The sequence below is a fragment of the Bradyrhizobium retamae genome (assembly GCF_001440415.1).
GTDB lineage: Bacteria > Pseudomonadota > Alphaproteobacteria > Rhizobiales > Xanthobacteraceae > Bradyrhizobium > Bradyrhizobium retamae.
Map to the genome: position 1 here is coordinate 26,631 of NZ_LLYA01000168.1, position 17,721 is coordinate 44,351.

The window sequence follows — 17,721 nt, forward strand, 5'->3', positions numbered from 1 at the left end:
GAAAGGACGAACCCGGAATCTCGAGATTGTCAGTTACGCAAGGGGCGCCCCATAGTTCGCATCTTCGATGCGCCCCGGAATGACGGCCCAGCCCCGCTTTTTTTCGGCTAGCGCGGCGCCGCCTCTACCGCTAAGCCGGTAGCATGCACTCGAAAACCGACACGGTGCAGTCCTCGGCCGAGGCACTGCGGTACCCCTTCGAAAGCCACCCGGGCCACGATCAGGTCGTCGAGGTGGTGCCCGGCGTGCTCTGGGTCCGGCTCAAGCTGCCGTTCCGGCTCAACCACGTGAACATCTATCTGCTCGCCGACGGCGATGGCTGGGCGATGGTCGATTCCGGCTTCGGCAACGAGGAATCCATTGCGGCCTGGACCACCCTGTTCGAGGGGCCGCTGCGGCATGTGAAGATCAACCGGCTAATCGTCACCCATTCGCACCCCGATCACGTCGGTCTCGCCGGGTGGATCGTCGAGCGCTTCGACTGCCCGCTGCAGATGTCGCAGGTCGAGTATTTGCAGTCGGTCTATCACCAGAACCGCGGCACCGAGGAGCGGCGCAACGCGCAGCGGCTGTTCTTCCGCCGCCACGGTATGGACGAGAGCCTGACCGACCGACTGCTCGGCCGCGGCCAGGACTATTTGAAGCGGGTTTCGGTGCTGCCGCCGTCCTATCGGCGCATCTCGCATGGCGACGAGGTCGTGATCGGCACCCGCCGCTTCAAGGTGATTACCGGCGGGGGACACGCGCTCGACCAGGTGATGCTGTACTGCGCCGCCGACAAGCTGTTCCTGTCGGCCGACCAGGTGCTGAGCAAGATTTCGCCCAATGTCAGCGTCTGGGCCGTCGAGCCCGACCAGAACTCGCTCGGGGAATATCTGGCGTCGCTGGCGAGCCTCACCACCACGCTGCCCTATGACGTTATGGTGTTGCCCGGCCACGGCGTGCCGTTCTACGGGTTGAAGACCCGCATCAAGCAGCTCGCCGACCACCACGAGGACCGCTGCCGGCTGATCGCGGAAGCCTGCCGCGAAGTGCCGCAGACCTCGAAGGAGCTGGTGCCGGTCGTGTTCCACAAGCACGTGCTGGACGAGCACCAGATGGGGTTTGCCGCCGGCGAACTGGTCGCCCACGTCAATTACATGCTGGTCGAGGGCCGCCTGACATCAGAGGTGAGCGACGGCGTGTTGCGGTTCCGCACGACGTGAGACGCAGCGACCTAAGCCGCGCCGGATGATCCAGCCAGGCGGACCGCTACTCACCTAGCGCGTTGATCCGGATCAACATTTGCTCCGGCCAAGTAGCATTCCGGAGGCAGGCTAAAATGTGGGAATTCGCATAGACATCAAAGCTGGAAAGGCTCTAAAAAGGCCCGGCGCCAATCCGGCCGGTTCCGTTCCAGGTCTTGTGATGGATTACAGCAAATTCTTCCACGCCGCCCTCAGCCGCCTGCATGACGAGCGGCGCTACCGCGTTTTCGCCGACCTCGAGCGGATCGCGGGCCGTTTCCCGCATGCGGTCTGGCACTCGCCGAAGGGCAAGCGCGATGTCGTGATCTGGTGCTCCAACGACTATCTCGGCATGGGTCAGCACCCGAAAGTGGTCGGCGCCATGGTCGAAACTGCGACCCGCGTCGGCACCGGCGCCGGCGGCACCCGCAACATCGCCGGCACCCATCATCCACTGGTGCAGCTCGAGCAGGAACTGGCCGACCTGCATGGCAAGCAGGCCTCGCTGCTGTTCACCTCGGGCTATGTGTCGAACCAGACCGGCATTTCGACGATCGCGAAACTCATTCCGAACTGCCTCATTCTATCTGACGCGCTGAACCACAATTCGATGATCGAGGGCGTCCGCCAGGCCGGCTGCGAGCGCCAGATCTTCCGCCACAACGACCTCGCCCATCTCGAGGAACTTTTGATCGCTGCAGGCCCCGACCGGCCCAAGCTGATCGCCTGCGAGAGCCTGTATTCGATGGACGGCGACGTCGCGCCGCTTTCGAAAATCTGCGATCTTGCCGAGAAATACGGCGCCATGACCTATGTCGACGAGGTTCATGCGGTCGGCATGTACGGCCCGCGCGGCGGCGGCATCGCCGAGCGCGACGGCGTCATGCACCGCATCGACGTGCTCGAAGGCACCCTCGCCAAGGCGTTCGGCTGCCTCGGCGGCTATATCGCCGGTAATGCCGAGATCATCGACGCGGTCCGCTCCTACGCGCCGGGCTTCATCTTCACGACCGCGCTGCCGCCGGCGATCTGCTCTGCCGCAACGGCTGCGATCCGGCATTTGAAGACCTCGAACTGGGAACGCGAGCGCCACCAGGACCGCGCCGCCCGGGTCAAGGCGATCCTCAATGCAGCCGGGCTGCCCGTGATGTCGAGCGACACCCACATCGTGCCGCTGTTCGTCGGCGACCCTGAGAAGTGCAAGCAGGCCTCCGACATCTTGCTGGAAGAGCACGGCATCTACATCCAGCCGATCAACTATCCGACGGTCGCCAAGGGCACCGAGCGGCTGCGGATCACCCCCTCGCCCTACCACGATGACGGGCTGATCGATCCGCTCGCGGAAGCGCTGCTGCAGGTCTGGGAACGCCTCGGGCTGCCCGTAAGGCAGAAATCGCTGGCGGCCGAGTAACCCTACCCGTCCTAATCCTTATCAATTGGGCCGGTGGCGCCGTGCGCTGCCGGCCCAAAGCGTCTATATTCACCTCTTCCGGCCATGGCGTTTACGAGCGTGCGGCTGGCGTGAAAGATACACGTCCGCAAAGCGCCGGGAGAGGGAGACCCGAGAGCGATGCTGCACGACTGGGGCGTAATCGCCACCGCGTTCGCCTATATCGGACTGCTGTTCGTCGTCGCCAGCTACGGCGACCGCCTGTCGCCGAGCCAGCGCGGCCGCGCCAGCATGCTGATCTATCCGTTGTCACTGGCGATCTACTGCACCTCCTGGACCTTCTTCGGCTCGGTCGGGTTCGCCACCCGCACCAGCGTCGACTTCCTCGCGATCTATGTCGGGCCGATCCTGATGATCGGGCTTTGCACTCCGCTGCTGCGGCGCGTGATCCAGCTCGCCAAGTCGCAGAACATCACCTCGATCGCCGACTTCATCGCCGCGCGCTACGGCAAGAGCCAGGCGGTCGCCGCCACCGTGGCCGTGATCGCGATCGTGGGCTCGGTGCCCTACATCGCGCTGCAGCTCAAGGCGGTGGCCTCGTCGCTGGAGACGATCCTGACCGAGGACAAGGTGTTCTCCTCGATGCCGCTGATCGGCGATATCGCACTGGTCGTTACCTTGGCGATGGCGGCATTCGCGGTGCTGTTCGGCACCCGCCAGACCGACGCCACCGAGCACCAGCACGGCCTGATGCTGGCGATCGCCACCGAGTCCATCGTCAAGCTGGTGGCCTTTATCGCCGCCGGCGCTTTCGTCACCTTCTGGATGTTCACGCCCGTCGAACTGATCGAGCGGGCGATGAAGACGCCGGAGGCAGTGCGCGCCATCAGCTACGTGCCGTCGATCGGCAATTTCCTGACCATGACGTTGTTGTCGTTCTGCGCGATCATGCTGCTGCCGCGGCAATTCCACGTCAGTGTGGTCGAGAATTCCAGCCCTGAGGAGGTCCACCGCGCGCGCTGGCTGTTCCCGCTCTATCTGGTCGCCATCAACCTGTTCGTGATTCCGATCGCGATCGCCGGTCTCGTCACCTTCCCGTTCGGCGCCGTCGACAGCGACATGTATGTGCTGGCGCTGCCGATCGAGGCAAATTCCGCGCTGCTCAGCATCGCCGTGTTCGTCGGCGGCCTGTCGGCCGCGACCGCAATGGTGATCGTCGAATGCGTCGCGCTCTCCATCATGGTCTCCAACGACATCGTGCTGCCGATGGTGCTGAAGGGAAGTCCCGGCGCGCGCTACGGCAGCAAGGATTTCGGCGACTTCCTGCTCAAGATAAGGCGCTTCGCGATCTTCGCCATCATGGTGATGGCGTATTTCTACTACCGCGCGCTCGGCAACACCCAGTTGGCGGCGATCGGCCTGCTGTCGTTCGCGGCGCTGGCGCAACTCGCGCCGGCCTTCTTCGGCGGCCTGTTCTGGCGGCAGGGAACCGCGCGCGGGGCGATGGGCGGCATGCTGGTCGGCATCGCGGTGTGGCTCTACACGCTGTTCCTGCCGAGTTTCCTGGAGGGCAGTACGGCCGGCCTTCTGTTGCTGCAGCAGGGACCGTTCGGCATCGTCGCGTTGCGTCCACAGGCGCTGCTCGGCACCGACCTGCCACCGCTGATGCATGGCGTGTTCTGGTCGCTCGCGCTCAACATCCTGACCTATGTCGTGATGTCGCTCGCGCGCCAGCCGTCCTCGATCGAACGGCTGCAGGCGGACCTGTTCGTGCCGAACACGCTGGCGCCGATCGCCCCGACGTTCCGGCGCTGGCGCACGACCGTGACCGTGCAGGACATCCAGAGCACGGTGGCGCAGTATCTCGGCCCCGAGCGCGCGGCCCAGGCCTTCGAGACCTTTGCGGCCGGTCATCCCGGCAACCTCGATCCGGCGGCACCTGCCGATTTCGAGTTGCTGCAATACGCCGAGCGCCTGATCGCCTCCTCGATCGGCGCAGCCTCCTCGCGCCTCGTGATGTCGCTTCTCTTGCGCAAGCGCACCGTCTCCGCCAAGGCTGCGCTGAAGCTGCTCGACGATTCGCACGCCGCGCTGCATTTCAACCGCGAGATCCTGCAGACCGCGCTCAACCATGTGCGCCAGGGCATCGCGGTGTTCGACGCCGATCTGCAACTGATCTGCTCGAACCGCCAGTTTGGCGAAATTCTCGCGCTGCCGCCGCATCTCGTGCAGCTCGGCATTCCCTTGCAGGAAATTCTCGAATTCATGGGCGCGGTCAGCGTGTCCGCCTCCGGCGATCCCGATACGCTATTGGCGCGACGGCTGGAGGCCTACACCACCGAGGGCGAGCCTTATCTGGAGCGCCTGGCCGACCGCCACATGGTGATCGAGGTCCGCTCCAACCGGATGCCGGGCGGCGGCCTCGTCATCACCTTCTCCGACGTAACCCCGAGCTTCGAGGCCGCCGAGGCGCTGGAGCGCGCCAATGCGACGCTGGAAAAGCGCGTGCGCGACCGCACCGAGGAGCTGACGCGCTTGAACTCCGAACTAGCGCAGGCCAAGAGCACGGCCGAGGACGCCAACATCTCGAAGACCCGATTCCTCGCCGCCGCCAGCCACGACATCCTGCAGCCGCTCAATGCGGCGCGGCTCTACGTCACGAGCCTCGTCGAGCGGCAGAACGGCGGCGAGGACTCCCGCCTGGTCGAGAACATCGACGACTCGCTGGAGGCGATCGAGGAGATACTCGGCGCACTGCTGGATATCTCGCGGCTTGATGCCGGGGCAATGACGACTTCGATCTCAAGCTTCAAGATGGCCGACCTGATGCGCTCGCTGGAGATCGAGTTTGCGCCGATCGCCCGCGCCAAGGGGCTGGAGCTGACCTTCGTCCCCTGCTCGCTGCCGGTGCAATCCGACCGCTCGCTGCTGCGGCGGCTGCTGCAGAACTTCATCTCCAACGCGATCAAATACACCCCGCGCGGGCGCGTGCTGGTCGGCTGCCGCCGCCACGGCCAATCCCTGCAGATCGCCGTCTACGATACCGGCGTCGGCATTCCCGTGATGAAGCGCGGCGAGATTTTCAAGGAATTCCACCGCCTCGAGCAGGGCGCGCGGATCGCCCGCGGCCTCGGTCTCGGCCTATCGATCGTCGAGCGGCTGGCGCGCGTGCTCAACCACGGCATCGCGATCGACGCCAACGTCAGCGGCGGCTCGGTGTTTTCGGTGACCGTGCCGGTCGCCAAGGCGGTCAACTACACCCACGCCGTCACCAGCGCGACGCCGCTTTCCAAGATGCCTATGAGTGGCGCTTTGATCGTCTGCATCGAGAACGATCCAGCGATCCTCGATGGCATGAAGACGCTGCTGACGGCCTGGAACGCCGAGGTGATCGCGGTGGCTGACCCGGAAGCCGCGATCGCTGCGATCGAATCGTCCGGCCACAGCGTGACCGGCCTTCTGGTCGACTATCATCTCGACCGCGGCAACGGCGTTGCCGCGATCCGCGAGATCCGCCGCCGCTTCGGCGAAAACATTCCCGCCATCCTGATCACGGCCGATCGCAGCCCCAACGTCCGCGCCGCCGCGCGCGAGGAAAACATCGCGATCCTCAACAAGCCGGTCAAGCCAGCCTCGCTGCGCGCCCTGCTCGGCCAGTGGCGGGCGCAGCAGATGGTGGCGGCGGAGTAGCCGTCATTGCGAGATCGGTAGGATGGGTGGAGCGCAGCGATACCCATCACCTCGCGACGTACTCAACGCCGCTCGCCAAACTCCCCGTCGAGGCCGGAAACATCGCCCGCCCAATCCTCTGGATAGACACCGTGTTTCACCATGCGATGAAACGACGAATATGGCCAATCGCTGACACGTTTCACATGGCCATGTTTGACAGGGTTGATGTGAACGCAGTCGATGTGGCGAGAAAAATCGATCTCGTCGCGAATCGTGTGCTCCCAATAGCGTCGCTGCCAGATACCGCGTTCGCCTTTGGCGATACGACTGCTTGATATCCGCTCGCCCAAAGTAAGCTTCCGGGAGAAGGATGTCTTGATGAGTCGCCACCGGGTGGAGAGATCCGCATCGCCTTGCGGTAGGGTCCAGACCGTGTGGAGATGGTCAGGCAACACAACGATCGCATCGATCGTGAACGGATGACGCCGCTACGTCTCGCGGAAGGCTGTCCGCAATGCACCGATATTTTCAGTTAATAATTGTAGCCGACGATCAGCCAGATTGACCGTGAAAAAGAAACTGCCTCCGGCAATGAAATTGCGGCGATAGCCGGTCATGCGCACACGCTTAGGTGGCGAGATGATGGGCATCGCTTCGCTCCACCCATCCTACGGCTCGCAATCACCCTGTCGGCGTGCCCTGACGCCACTGGCCGCCGGAGATCTTGGCCGCCGCGATCACGGCCTGCGTGCGGCTTTCGACGCCGAGCTTTTGCAGGATCGCCGAGACATGCGCCTTGATGGTCGCTTCGGAGACGCCGAGCTCATAGGCGATCTGCTTGTTGAGCAGCCCCTCCGACAGCATCATCAGCACCCGCACCTGCTGCGGGGTCAGCGTCACCAGGCGGTCGCGCAGCCGCGTCATGTCGGGGTCGGTGGCCGAGGAGAGATCGGTGTCCGGCGGCACCCAGACGTCGCCCTCCATCACCTTCATGATGGCGTCGCGCAGCGTCTCGACGCCGAAGCGCTTGGGGATGAAGCCGGAGGCGCCGAAATCGAGCGACCGCCGGATCGTGCCCGCATCGTCGCTCGCCGACACGATCACCACCGGGATCGCCGGATATTGCGCCCGCAGGTAGATCAGCCCCGAGAAGCCCGAAATCCCCGGCATCGTGAGATCGAGCAGGATCAGGTCGACGTCGGAATCGCGCTCGAGCAGCGCGGTGAGTTCGTCGAACGTGCCGGCTTCGCTGACGGCGGCCGAAGCCACGACACTGGCAACCGCCTGCCGCAGAGCGTCGCGAAAGAGCGGATGGTCATCGGCGATGACGAGGTGGGTATTGGCAGCAGCGATCATCTGTTCCAGGCGCCGACAAGAGGTCGGGAAAGCATGCAAGTCGTTGCTGATTGACAGCAATTTGATTGTCCACTGTCAGGAAGCGACTTGCAAGGCAACCTTTCCCGCGTCCCGTAAAAGCAGTTAATCGGCACCAATTTCTCTCGAATGGTGCAACGCAAAAAAATGAACAACTGAGGATTTGGGCCGCGCCGGCCGAGCCCCAGGGAACTCGGAGAAATGCTTTGCTCTCGGGGAGACGCGTTGCGTCAATCCCTGAACAGGAGGTCGCGGCCGAGCTCATCGATGGTGGAAACCGCAGCAAGTGCCGCACGCAGCCGATCGAGATCACGGCCCGACAATCGCTTCACGGCAATCGCGTTGGAAGGCGGGATGCCTTGGGCGATGTCCTCAACCTGCTGCGACAGGATGAGATCGAGAAAGGTGCCCTGGGCTTCTCCAAGCGCATCGAGATCGCTCTCGCTGGCTTGAACCCTCGCCTTCACGCCGGTCAGTCGCGCCGACGTCGACCGTTCCATAACGTGATAGCGGATTGCCATCGCGCGCACCCATGCAACGAGACCAAACAGTCCGGCCGCCTTGAGGTCGATACGGCCGGCGACCGTGCGGATCCCGCCGAAAAATTTCAGGCTCGCCGGAACGCTGACGTTCTCGACCAACAGCTTGATAAACGCGACCTGGCCTTTGGCCGCCGCGAAGGCCGCCTGACGCACCGAGACGGCAAGGCTGCCGTCGCCGTGAACCGCCCGCAGATCGAAGAAGATATCTACCGACAACAGATCGGCGGGACTGGAACGTGTGATCCACTTGCCGACGCGATCCCGCCATGTTGCTACCGAGCCGCGCCAAAGCGCGTTCCTCGCCATGACGCCGCCCTTGCAATAGGGCACGCCGACCTCGTGCAGTATATCGGCGACATGCGCCCCGAGTTCAGCAAACCAGCGATCCTCCTCGCCGTCGGGCTCGCCCTGCGCGAAGATCACGGCGTTGTCCTGATCCATCGCCAACAAACTCTCGCCGCGTCCGGCCGATCCGAGCACCAGCAGCGCATACTCGCACGGCGGCCTGCCTCGACCGCTCTTTCGCATGATCTGCTCGGCGACCACCGCGGCCTGGCGAGAAAGAGCGCCCAGTTCGCGGGAAATGACTTCGGCGATATCGCGGCCGGACAATCCTTCCGCCAGAAGCAATTCCGCGACCCGCGGCAACTTCGCCCAGGCCGCCGCCAGCGCATGCGCGTCGGCGGCGGCGTCGATCTCGTCACCGAGCGATATGGCCTCGCCCGCGCGCAGCCGCAGCAGATCGCGCGCCGATAATGCGCCGATCACGCAGCCCTTCTCGTCGACAACGCCGAGATGTCGAGTCCTGACACGATTCATCCGGCCGATCGCGCGGTAGACGAACGCTTCCGCCGAGACCGCCGCCAGCGGCCCGCTCATGATTTCGGCGACCGGTCGTTGCAGCGCCGGGGCGCCATCCCGGGCCAAGGCGCGCAACACGTCGCGTTCCGTGACGATGCCCGCGTCAGCCGCCCTGATCTCCGGCCCAGACTGCGGCCCGTGGACGTAGACTGCCGAGATCTTCTCGTCCGTCATTCGCGCCAGAGCATCGCCGACCTTGGTATCCGGTGAGACGAAGATCGCGGGCGTCCGCATGATGTCGCGGATGCGGTGGCGGAACGCATAGCTGTCGAAGCGCTGCAGCGTCTGTTCGGCATCGACGCGGGCGGTGGCGTCGACAGCGTCGATCCAGCCGCTGCGCACCTGATCGTCGAGCACGGCGGTGAGTGCGCGACAGGCGCGTTCGGCTTCGGCAACAGTCCGGATGCCGTGCTCACGTAGCTTGGGCACCAGGGCCAGGAATATCCGCGCGGCCATGACCGCATCGCCGAGCGCGGAGTGCCGGCCGGCGGTCTCGACGCCGAGCCAGCCTGCGAGCTTCTCGAGCGTGTAACCGGCCAATTCGGGCGCGGCGATCTGCGCCAGCAGCCGGGTGTCGAGCGTTCTCGGCCGCGACCAGGGAATGTCGGCCAGGTCGCATTCGCGCTTGAGGACCGCCAGATCGAAGCCGACCGTGTGGCCGATCACGACGGACCCGCCGAGAAACGCCTTGAAGCCCGGCCAGACCTCCGCGAACGGCGGCGCCCCCGCGACGACAGCGTCGTCGATGCCATGAATGCGGGTGGCCGCAGCCGGAATCGATTCCCCCGCCGGCCGCAGCAATTGGCGAAACGTATCGCCGGGTGCGAGCTTTCCGGCCGAGAGGCGCACGCCTGCGAGCTCGATCATCCGCGCCTTGCGCGGATCGAGCCCGGTCGTCTCCGTATCGATGACAACGGCGTCGAGCGACAAAAGCAGGGCCCCGCCGGCCGTCCTGTCCATCGACCTCTCCCGCTCGCGCCCGCCGCCCCCTCCAACGCCGTTCGACGGTGCCGGCGTCGGCAGGCTTCGGACGGTCCTATTTCAAAAGCGCACCGATCACCGCGGCCGCATCGATCCGGTCCACCAGTTCGTCATGGATGTTACACAGGCTAACACGCAGGTAGTTGCGCGTGGTCTGGAAATCGCGCCCGCGCAGCTTTTCGTGGATCGGCATCATGGCAAAGTAGCTCTCGGCCAGCGGTTCGGGAATGTCCATCACCCGCTTGGGCGCGTGCCCGCCGACCAGATCGAGCCGATGCGCCAGTTCGCGCCGCGCCTCCTGCCAGGCGGCCTCGCCGATCGAGGGCGGCACTGGATAGCGGTCGAACACCGAAAGGACGACCGCGATGATCTGGTCGAGCATCGCCCGGCGCTCTTCCCCGGCGTGCGGACGCAATACGACATCCACCGTCTCGCCGACCATCGACAGCCCGAGCGGAAAGGCCTGCCAGCGTGCGTGTTCGACCGATTTGGCGAAGCCTTCCTCGGCAAACAGCACCTTGGCGTAATGGCCTGCGCGGGCGCGCGAATATTCGTAGATGCCCTTCTGCACGATGAACGCCGACTGCGCATCGACGAAGTCCGCGAGCGCCTCGCGGTCGCGAATCGGCGGACGGGGACGAAACAGTTTTTCGAACAGCTTCATTACAGTCTCTTCCCGCGCGGCGCGCCTGGATCAGCTTGTCCAACTATCCGGTACCTGCAAAGCGCAATGATTCCAATGCGGCATCGCTGTTAGCAGTCGCAACATATTCTACCCCCCGAAAGTATTATTAAGAACTGACTGTTCGTGATGTTAGCCTTCGTTAGTTCCAAACCGGCACAAGAGCGGTTGGGATTGCGGCGCAGGGGGGTGCCGCGCTGACGGGATTGCAATCCCCTCGATCATTCAATCCCGGTGCACTTGCTGACCGGTTGTCTTGAGGGAGATTTGCGACCCATGCCTAACCCCACAGATCTGAGAGCAAAAGAAGAAGCACACTGGGCGAAGACCTCGCGCTTGATGTTCACGCATCTCGCCGTCTGGTTCTTCTTCGGCTTCGTCATCCACATGTTCGTGAAGCCGCTCAACAATATCATCATTCCGATTCTTGGTTTCCCGCTCGGCTTCTACATGGCCGCACAGGGCTCGCTCATCGTGTTCGTGGTCATGCTGTTTATGTTCGCAAAACAGCAAGACAAGATTGACCGCGAATTCGGCTTTGCCGAGGAAGATTGAGGGGGAGCATCCACCATGGCAACTACATCATCGGGCTCCGGCTCCGACTTCCTCAGTAACCTCGGGAAGATCTACGGTTTTTACACGGGCGGTTTTCTCGCCTTCGTGATCCTGCTCGCAGTGCTCGAACAGGTCGGGGTCCCGAACAAGATCCTGGGTTACTTCTTCGTGTTTTTCACCCTCGCGGTCTACGCGATCATCGGCATTCTCTCGCGAACGGCGCAAGTGTCCGAATACTACGTGGCCGGCCGCAGCGTGCCTGCGTTTTACAATGGCATGGCAACGGGCGCCGACTGGATGTCCGCGGCATCCTTCGTCGGCATGGCCGGCACCTTGTTCCTGCTCGGCTATGACGGTCTCGCCTGGGTGCTCGGCTGGACCGGCGGATTCGTGCTGGTGTCGATCCTGATTGGACCGTACTTGCGCAAGTTCGGCGCTTATACCGTGCCCGACTTTCTGGCGTTCCGATACGGCGGCAATCTCGCCCGTGGGCTCGGCGTTGTCGTGCTGGTCGCCTGCTCCTTCACCTATGTGACGGCACAGATTTACGGCACCGGCCTGATTGCCTCGCGCTTCCTCGGCATGCAGTTCGAACTTGCGGTGTTCGCCGGACTGGTCGGCATCCTGGTCTGCTCGATGTTGGGCGGCATGCGGGCGGTGACCTGGACGCAAGTGGCCCAGTACATCGTGCTGATCATCGCCTACCTTACGCCGATCGTGATCCTGTCCACCAAGAACTACGGCATTCCGATTCCCGAGCTCACATACGGACAGGCCATCGCGGACATCACGGCGCGCGAGCAGCAGATGCTGGCGACGGGCCTGACGACCGCTGCGACGCTGAAGCCGCACATTCAGCCCTTCATCAACTATACCCCTCTGAACTTCTTCGCGATTATCATGTGCATGATGGTCGGCACGGCTTCGCTGCCGCACATCCTGATGCGTTACTTCACCACCCCTTCCGTGCGGGAAGCGCGTCAGTCGGTGGGATGGTCGTTGCTGTTTATCTTTCTGCTCTATTTCTCCGCGCCAGCCTACGCGGCGTTCTCGAAGCTGGAGGTGTACACCAATATTATCGGACGGGATCTGTCGGCCATTCGCCCGTGGTTGTTTAGCTGGGGCGAACTCGGGCTGATCCAGATCTGCGGCAAGAACGCAGCCAGCATCGATGCGGTTATCGCTGCGTGCAAGGCCATTGCGGATCACCCCGGCGTGGTCCGGCTGCAGGACTTCGTCATCAACACGGATGTGATCGTGCTCTCCACGCCGGAGATCGCGGGACTTCCCTATGTGATCTCGGGTCTGGTCGCCGCCGGCGGTCTCGCCGCCGCACTGTCCACCGCCGACGGGCTGCTGCTTGCCATCGCCAATGCACTGTCCCACGACGTCTACTACAAGATGATCGACCCGACCGCGCCGACCGCGCGCCGGCTCATCGTCGCCCGCGTTCTGCTGCTGATCGTCGCCGTGGTTGCGGCAGCAACAGCCGCGACCAAGCCCGGGGATATCCTTGCCATGGTCGGCTGGGCATTCTCGCTCGCGATGGCGGGTAACTTCCCGGCACTCGTGATGGGGGTCTGGTGGAAACGCGCGACGGCGACGGGCGCGATCTGTGGCATCATTGCCGGGTTCGGACTGTGCCTGTTCTATCTGGTGACCACGCGGTACTTCCCGGGCGCGGGCGTCAAGTATTTCGGCATGACGTCACTGCTGAATCCGGCAACGGGGGCACCGCTGGTCGATATCGCAAAGGTTATGGCGTTGCCCAACGCCATGGAAAGCTTCCCGACGCTGGCACACCCGCTGGCCAACAAGGTCGGCTGGTTCAACCTGACCAACATCGCCTGCGGCTTGTTGGGCGCCCCGCTCGGCTTTGCTGTGATCTACATCGTCAGCAAGCTCGGCAGGGAGCCGTCGGCGGAAATGCAGGCGTATGTCGACGACATCCGCAAGCCGCGCGGCAGGACGGTACTCGAGGAAAAGACGACATAGCGACGCTGTCGCATGTTCGGCAAACGGGGCCTCACAAGGCCCCGTTTTTGTTTTGGAAGGCCCTGACCAACCCGGCTTGCAGGGAAAGCCTCCACTTGCCATTGTTGCGCCGAGCGATCCGTCCGCACCATCGATTGCTCGACAGACCAGGAGACTCCGATTTGGGTACTTCAAGTTCACTGGCCGCCTACTGGTATTTCCACCTGCCGAATTTTGCGCTCGCGGCTTTGATGTACACCATGCTCGGCCGTGTTCTGCTCGGTCTGATGGTCGACGCGGATTCGCCGAATTACATCTGGCGATTCTTCTGCCGGATCACCGATCCCGTCGTCGCCGTCGTCTCGCTGGTCACGCCGAAAATCACCGCGCCGGTCCTGCTGTGGCTGTTCGGCTTCGTCTGGTTGTTCTGGCTGCGAGTCGCATTTCACTACATTTTGCTGTTGCTCAATCTGGCGCCCCGCATGGGTGGAGCGGCATCATGAATCGCAATTTCTTCTTCATCGGCATCGCGTTCTTTGGAATGATCAACGGCATATTCAACCAGCTCTGGCTGATTTTCGCGCTGCTGTACGTCAAGCCGCTGGCCGGGCCGCTGCTGTTCGGAAACCTCTCGCTAACGCTGATGTTCGCATCGTTGATGGTATCGACCGCGACGATCGTTCTCGGCGGAATCCCCGCAGCCATCTACGAACGCGTCACCGGCGCCACAGAATCGAACCATGTATCGCTCTGGATCTGGCTCGCCGGAACCGCGCTGCTGGCGCTGCCGGCCGCGGGCAATTTTCTCAAGATCGGCCTCTAGATGCAGGAGCCTCTTCGGTTCTGATTGAATCAGAACCGAGCGCTAGATTCTTGTTTTGACGCGTTTTCTTGACGCAAACTGGTGTCCCCTCCGGATCAAGTCCGGGGCAGGCTTTCGCTTGAAAACGCTCTAGCTAGAACCCGATGACTTTTTTGTGAAACGCTATCCAGCTCTATCGTTTTGATGGAGCATGACATTTCGGCAAATGAGGCTTCAGTCTTGCGTGCCCGCGTTTGAGGGCGCGAAAACTTGCCGCTACGTTGGCCGCAAACGCCTGCAACCGAGGGAGTAGCCGATCGTGGAGGAGATGCGCCGTATCGCCTATGAAACGGTGCTGCGCGCCTGCGGATTTGCATCGCTCGCCATTTTCTGCGTCATGATCGGCCTGTCCTTCCTTCCGCGCGCGGCCTTTCAGGCGGGGGGCTTCCTGAGCATGGCGATGACACTCGTGCTCATTTTGAAGGCATGGGAAGCACGAACCAAAGACCATCGCCGAACCGAGATGTGGCTCTATCTGCGCAAGGAAAATCGCCCGCCTCAGGCGATCGCGCAGCAGATGGTCTCATCGATAATGCGCGAGACGTATTTGCTGTGCGCGTGCTGGACCGCCCTCATCTCCATAGTGATGTGGACTGCCGCGCTTCTGTTTTCGCTTATTGGACTTTAGTTCCAGACAGCGCCGATCGTCGACAGATTCCACGCATTTAAACGCATCGCGCGCGTTCGGCTGGTTCTATGCCAGCCGAAAGTACTATTGGGCCATACCTTCCAAGCATGTAGTGAGCCCAACTCATAACGCGCCGATTAGCGCAACGCACATCTTTGCGATCATAAAAGGGGAGCGATTCGGAAATGTCTACAATAGCTGCCACGTCCGGCAAGGCCGCCGGAATGACGAAAGACGAACGTTTCGTCATTCTAGCCTCCTCGCTCGGCACCGTCTTCGAATGGTATGACTTCTACCTGTTCGGTTCGCTTGCCAGCATCATCGGCGCGCAATTCTTCGGCGTCATTGATCCCGCGACAAATCAGCCGATGTTCAACCAGGCCACGCGTGACATCTTCGCGCTGCTGGCGTTCGCTGCAGGCTTTATCGTTCGTCCGTTCGGCGCCATCGTGTTTGGCCGCGTCGGCGACATCGTCGGCCGCAAATACACCTTCCTCGTCACCATCCTGATCATGGGCCTGTCGACTTTCATCGTCGGCCTTTTGCCCAGTGCGGCCACCATCGGCATTGCGGCGCCGATCATCCTGATCGGTTTGCGCCTGCTGCAGGGCCTCGCACTCGGCGGCGAATACGGCGGAGCGGCGACATACGTGGCCGAACATGCACCGATGGGTAAACGCGGCTACTACACCTCGTTCATCCAGACCACCGCGACGCTCGGGCTGTTCATGTCGCTGCTCGTGATCCTGTTCACCCGTACGGCGCTCGGCGAGCCTGAATTCGCCGCATGGGGCTGGCGCATTCCGTTCCTGGTCTCGGTGCTGCTGCTCGGCATCTCCGTATGGATCCGGCTGCGGCTGAATGAATCGCCCGTGTTCCAGAAAATGAAGGACGAAGGCAAGGCGTCGAAAGCGCCATTGACCGAAGCCTTTGCCAACTGGAGCAATGCCAAGATCGTATTGATCGCGCTAGTCGGCGGCGTGATGGGTCAGGGCGTGGTCTGGTACACCGGCCAGTTCTACGCGCTGTTCTTCATGCAATCGATCCTCAAGGTTGACGGCTACACCGCCAACCTTCTGATCGCCTGGTCGCTGCTGCTCGGCACCGGCTTCTTCATCGTGTTCGGGGCGCTGTCCGACAAGATCGGCCGCAAGCCGATCATTCTGGCGGGCTGCCTGATCGCGGCGCTGACCTTCTTCCCGATCTTCCGGATGATCACCACCAACGCCAACCCGGCGCTGGAAAAGGCGATCGAATCGGTCAAGGTCGAGGTAGTGGCCGACGCCAAGGGCTGCGGCGACCTGTTCAACCCGGTCGGCACCCGCGTCTTCTCGGCACCATGCGATACCGCTCGCGCCTATCTGGCACAGCAGTCGGTCAAATACTCGACCAGCTATGGCGCTGCAGGCTCCGGCGTGAAGGTCGTCGTCAACGGAAAGGACGTAGCTTACGCCGACGCCAAGACGTCCAATCCGGCCGTCCTCGCAGCGGTGCAGGCCGCAGGTTACCCCAAGGCCGGCGACGCCCAGATCGTGAAGATGGCTCACCCGTTTGACATCTTCAAACCGCAGGTTGCGGCGATCATCGGACTTCTGTTCGTCCTGGTGCTCTTCGTCACAATGGTCTACGGGCCGATCGCGGCGATGCTGGTCGAACTGTTCCCGACCAAGATCCGCTACACCTCGATGTCGCTGCCCTACCACATCGGTAATGGCTGGTTCGGCGGGTTGCTGCCGGCGACCTCGTTTGCGATTGTGGCCTCGACCGGCGACATCTACGCAGGTCTCTGGTATCCGATCATCTTCGCTTCGATCACCGCGGTCGTCGGCTTGTTCTTCCTGCCGGAAACCAAGGACGTCGACATCACGAAGTAACGGTTTCGCCGACGGCAACAGCCGCGGCGATACGACTCCCAACCAAGCCGGCCGCGGATCGCTCCGCGGCCGGTTATTTTTGAACTGCTCATCTACACCTGCGGGGCAATCTCACGTGCGGCACCCGCGGCACCCAGTCGCATGATCGACGCTCGCGATCCGGTTTCGCGGCTCAGGGCAACGGCATCGCAGCGAGACGACCCAGTGGGCGAAGTGCCGTTGTTTGATACCCGTGATCAGGCTAGACATTGATGACACGGCCTCTCGAAAGGGCAGAGTAGGATAATGAAACATTGGCGCTATATCGCTATGCACACCGCGGCGGCGGCCGCCTTCATTTTCCTGCTGCAGCGGTATGGGCTGAACGCGTCGTTTGATTCCAGCCTGCTTTGGGCGCTTACCTTCGGTGCGTGCGCCGCGGGGCTTGCCTATATGCAATCCAATCGCTGATTTACCAATCCGGCTGCGATCGCTTCGCGCCCGTTTGCTTGCTAACTCGTCGCTGCAAGGTGAGGCGCTGATAAGAAGTTACTCCAGGCAAACCCAGTTACAACTCCGAATGAACGGATAGTGGTAATTGCAGCGCCGCGTCTTGTGCTCAGCCGACGGCGCCCGTGAACTGCAGCACGATCTCGCGCCGGTGCGGCCGGGCGCGGTGCTCGACCAGATAGATCGCCTGCCAGGTACCCAGCGCGAGCGCGCCCTGCAAAACCGGGATGTGCAGCGAGGTCGCGGTCAGCATGGTCTTGATGTGTGCCGGCATGTCGTCCGGCCCCTCGGTATCATGACGCCAGCCGGCGTCTTCGGGCGCAAGCCGGTCCAGCGCGGTGGCCAGGTCGACCAGCACGGTCGGATCGGCATTTTCCTGGATGGTCAGCGACGCCGAGGTGTGGCGGATGAACAGCGTCATCGCGCCTTCGCGCGCACCTGCGTCGCGGACGAATTTTGCGATTTCAGCCGTGAGGTCCGTAAAGCCCGCGCCGGAGGTCTGCACGGTCAGCAACGAGGACACGATGGAGGTGGCGCTGACCGTGGACGGAGCAGTGCGGGAAAGAGGTTTGGGTGCGGTCATCAAGGGCGATCTTCGTAGGGTGGGCAAA

Annotated in this window: 14 protein-coding genes and 1 pseudogene; 10 read left to right on the plus strand and 5 right to left on the minus strand. The window is 62.8% G+C overall.

Going from position 1 to position 17,721, the window contains the following annotated elements; genetic code table 11:
* Nucleotides 1–143 precede the first annotated feature (143 nt).
* The 3 genes from CQ13_RS24775 (at nt 144) to CQ13_RS24785 (ending at nt 6,306) form a co-directional block, all read left to right on the plus strand.
* On the plus strand, nt 144–1,205 hold the full coding sequence (locus CQ13_RS24775) for an MBL fold metallo-hydrolase (RefSeq protein ID WP_057845454.1): 1,062 nt from the start codon (nt 144–146) through the stop codon (nt 1,203–1,205).
* A 202-nt stretch (nt 1,206–1,407) separates the two neighbouring features.
* On the plus strand, nt 1,408–2,637 hold the full coding sequence (gene hemA, locus CQ13_RS24780; RefSeq protein WP_057845455.1) for a 5-aminolevulinate synthase: 1,230 nt from the start codon (nt 1,408–1,410) through the stop codon (nt 2,635–2,637).
* A 159-nt stretch (nt 2,638–2,796) separates the two neighbouring features.
* Nucleotides 2,797–6,306: a PAS domain-containing hybrid sensor histidine kinase/response regulator gene (locus CQ13_RS24785; RefSeq protein ID WP_057845456.1), complete on the plus strand. Its 3,510-nt coding sequence runs from the start codon at nt 2,797–2,799 to the stop codon at nt 6,304–6,306.
* 62 nt (nt 6,307–6,368) lie between these two features.
* On the opposite strand, the pseudogene CQ13_RS24790 reads toward CQ13_RS24785, so the two are convergent.
* The 4 genes and pseudogenes from CQ13_RS24790 to CQ13_RS24805 form a co-directional block, all read right to left on the minus strand.
* Nucleotides 6,369–6,905 (minus strand): annotated as a pseudogene (locus CQ13_RS24790) (REP-associated tyrosine transposase).
* 64 nt (nt 6,906–6,969) lie between these two features.
* On the minus strand, nt 6,970–7,641 hold the full coding sequence (locus tag CQ13_RS24795) for a response regulator (protein ID WP_028348051.1): 672 nt from the start codon (nt 7,639–7,641) through the stop codon (nt 6,970–6,972).
* A gap of 251 nt (nt 7,642–7,892) precedes the next feature.
* On the minus strand, nt 7,893–10,025 hold the full coding sequence (locus CQ13_RS24800; RefSeq protein ID WP_057845457.1) for a DUF294 nucleotidyltransferase-like domain-containing protein: 2,133 nt from the start codon (nt 10,023–10,025) through the stop codon (nt 7,893–7,895).
* 76 nt (nt 10,026–10,101) lie between these two features.
* Nucleotides 10,102–10,710: a hypothetical protein gene (locus CQ13_RS24805; protein ID WP_057845458.1), complete on the minus strand. Its 609-nt coding sequence runs from the start codon at nt 10,708–10,710 to the stop codon at nt 10,102–10,104.
* A 294-nt stretch (nt 10,711–11,004) separates the two neighbouring features.
* Here CQ13_RS24805 and CQ13_RS24810 point away from each other — a divergent pair, with 294 nt between their 5' ends.
* The 7 genes from CQ13_RS24810 to CQ13_RS43420 all read left to right on the plus strand — a co-directional run bounded on the left by CQ13_RS24810 (nt 11,005) and on the right by CQ13_RS43420 (nt 17,071).
* On the plus strand, nt 11,005–11,283 hold the full coding sequence (locus CQ13_RS24810) for a DUF4212 domain-containing protein (RefSeq protein WP_057845459.1): 279 nt from the start codon (nt 11,005–11,007) through the stop codon (nt 11,281–11,283).
* A gap of 15 nt (nt 11,284–11,298) precedes the next feature.
* Nucleotides 11,299–13,278 (plus strand): sodium:solute symporter family protein, encoded by a 1,980-nt coding sequence (locus CQ13_RS24815; protein WP_057845460.1) that lies wholly within the window; start codon nt 11,299–11,301, stop codon nt 13,276–13,278.
* Nucleotides 13,279–13,439: 161 nt separating this feature from the next.
* On the plus strand, nt 13,440–13,760 hold the full coding sequence (locus CQ13_RS24820) for a hypothetical protein (protein ID WP_057845461.1): 321 nt from the start codon (nt 13,440–13,442) through the stop codon (nt 13,758–13,760).
* Nucleotides 13,757–14,080 carry a hypothetical protein gene (locus CQ13_RS24825; RefSeq protein WP_057845462.1) on the plus strand — a complete coding sequence of 108 codons (324 nt, stop codon included), beginning with the start codon at nt 13,757–13,759 and terminating at the stop codon, nt 14,078–14,080. The genes CQ13_RS24820 and CQ13_RS24825 overlap by 4 nt, the downstream gene beginning before the upstream one ends.
* Before the next feature lie 298 nt (nt 14,081–14,378).
* Complete coding sequence (locus CQ13_RS24830; RefSeq protein ID WP_156433886.1) at nt 14,379–14,747, plus strand: hypothetical protein; 369 nt, start codon at nt 14,379–14,381, stop codon at nt 14,745–14,747.
* Between the two features lie 224 nt (nt 14,748–14,971).
* Nucleotides 14,972–16,621 (plus strand): MFS transporter, encoded by a 1,650-nt coding sequence (locus tag CQ13_RS24835; protein ID WP_430649710.1) that lies wholly within the window; start codon nt 14,972–14,974, stop codon nt 16,619–16,621.
* 285 nt (nt 16,622–16,906) lie between these two features.
* Entirely contained in the window at nt 16,907–17,071 is a 165-nt protein-coding gene (locus CQ13_RS43420) for a hypothetical protein (protein ID WP_156433887.1), read from the plus strand.
* 148 nt (nt 17,072–17,219) lie between these two features.
* On the opposite strand, the gene CQ13_RS24840 is transcribed toward CQ13_RS43420, so the two are convergent.
* Nucleotides 17,220–17,693, minus strand: coding sequence for a secondary thiamine-phosphate synthase enzyme YjbQ (locus CQ13_RS24840; protein ID WP_057845465.1), 474 nt, complete (start codon nt 17,691–17,693; stop codon nt 17,220–17,222).
* Nucleotides 17,694–17,721 lie beyond the last annotated feature (28 nt).

Excerpts from the sequence above, each read along its gene's own strand:
- CQ13_RS24825 (WP_057845462.1), top strand. The coding sequence starts at position 13,757 with ATGAATCGCAATTTCTTCTTCATCGGCATCGCGTTCTTTGGAATGATC.
- CQ13_RS24810 (WP_057845459.1), top strand. The coding sequence starts at position 11,005 with ATGCCTAACCCCACAGATCTGAGAGCAAAAGAAGAAGCACACTGGGCG.
- CQ13_RS24840 (WP_057845465.1), bottom strand. The coding sequence starts at position 17,693 with ATGACCGCACCCAAACCTCTTTCCCGCACTGCTCCGTCCACGGTCAGC.
- CQ13_RS24775 (WP_057845454.1), top strand. The coding sequence starts at position 144 with ATGCACTCGAAAACCGACACGGTGCAGTCCTCGGCCGAGGCACTGCGG.
- hemA (WP_057845455.1), top strand. The coding sequence starts at position 1,408 with ATGGATTACAGCAAATTCTTCCACGCCGCCCTCAGCCGCCTGCATGAC.
- CQ13_RS43420 (WP_156433887.1), top strand. The coding sequence starts at position 16,907 with ATGAAACATTGGCGCTATATCGCTATGCACACCGCGGCGGCGGCCGCC.
- CQ13_RS24835 (WP_430649710.1), top strand. The coding sequence starts at position 14,972 with ATGACGAAAGACGAACGTTTCGTCATTCTAGCCTCCTCGCTCGGCACC.
- CQ13_RS24805 (WP_057845458.1), bottom strand. The coding sequence starts at position 10,710 with ATGAAGCTGTTCGAAAAACTGTTTCGTCCCCGTCCGCCGATTCGCGAC.
- CQ13_RS24800 (WP_057845457.1), bottom strand. The coding sequence starts at position 10,025 with ATGGACAGGACGGCCGGCGGGGCCCTGCTTTTGTCGCTCGACGCCGTT.
- CQ13_RS24785 (WP_057845456.1), top strand. The coding sequence starts at position 2,797 with ATGCTGCACGACTGGGGCGTAATCGCCACCGCGTTCGCCTATATCGGA.
- CQ13_RS24815 (WP_057845460.1), top strand. The coding sequence starts at position 11,299 with ATGGCAACTACATCATCGGGCTCCGGCTCCGACTTCCTCAGTAACCTC.